The sequence below is a fragment of the Streptomyces adelaidensis genome (assembly GCF_016598475.1).
GTDB lineage: Bacteria > Actinomycetota > Actinomycetes > Streptomycetales > Streptomycetaceae > Streptomyces > Streptomyces adelaidensis.
In genome coordinates this window covers 1-780 of the sequence record NZ_JAEMUX010000271.1, presented here as the reverse complement: position 1 = coordinate 780, position 780 = coordinate 1, and the positions used below count along the sequence as shown (strand labels likewise).

At 70.8% G+C, this 780-nt stretch carries 1 protein-coding gene; it reads left to right on the top strand.

The features are described 5' to 3' along the window. Positions 1-780, top strand: a 780-nt coding sequence (locus I8N67_RS41790) for an alpha-amylase family glycosyl hydrolase (protein WP_267912908.1), incomplete at both ends; no start/stop codon positions are given.

Here is a 780-nt window from a genome sequence, read left to right as displayed (position 1 = left end):
CCCTACCTGAAGTCGCTCGGCGTGGACGCCCTGTGGATCAACCCCTGGTACAAGTCGCCGATGGCGGACGGCGGCTATGACGTGGCCGACTTCCGCGCCATCGACCCGCTGTTCGGCACCGTCGCCGACGCCGAGCAGCTCATCGCCGAAGCCCACCAGCACGGGATCCGGATCATCCCCGACATCGTGCCCAACCACACCTCCGACGAGCACGTCTGGTTCCAGGCGGCACTGGCCGCCGGCCCCGGCACCCCGGAGCGTGAGCGTTACGTCTTCCGGCCCGGCCGCGGCCCCGACGGCGCCGCCCCGCCCAACAACTGGGTCTCCTGCTTCGGCGGCCCGGCCTGGACCCGCCTGCCCGACGGCGACTGGTACCTCCACCTGTACGCCCCCGAACAGCCCGACCTCAACTGGCAACACCCCGACGTCCACGCCGAATTCGAGTCCATCCTGCGGTTCTGGTTCGACCGGGGCGTCGACGGCTTCCGCATCGACGTCGCCCACGGACTCGCCAAGGACCCCGAACTGCCCGACCTGCCGGCCGGGACCGACACCCCGGCGGACGGGCAGCACCCGCAGTACGTCCAGCACCCGCACTGGGACCGCGACGAGGTCCACGACATCTACCGCACCTGGCGCAAGATCGCCGACGAGTTCGACGGCGAGCGTGCCTTCGTCGCCGAAGCCTGGGCCGACACCCCCGAACGCCTCGCCGCCTACGTCCGCCCCGGCGGCCTGCACACCGCCTTCAACTTCGACTTCCTCATGGCCAGCTGGAAC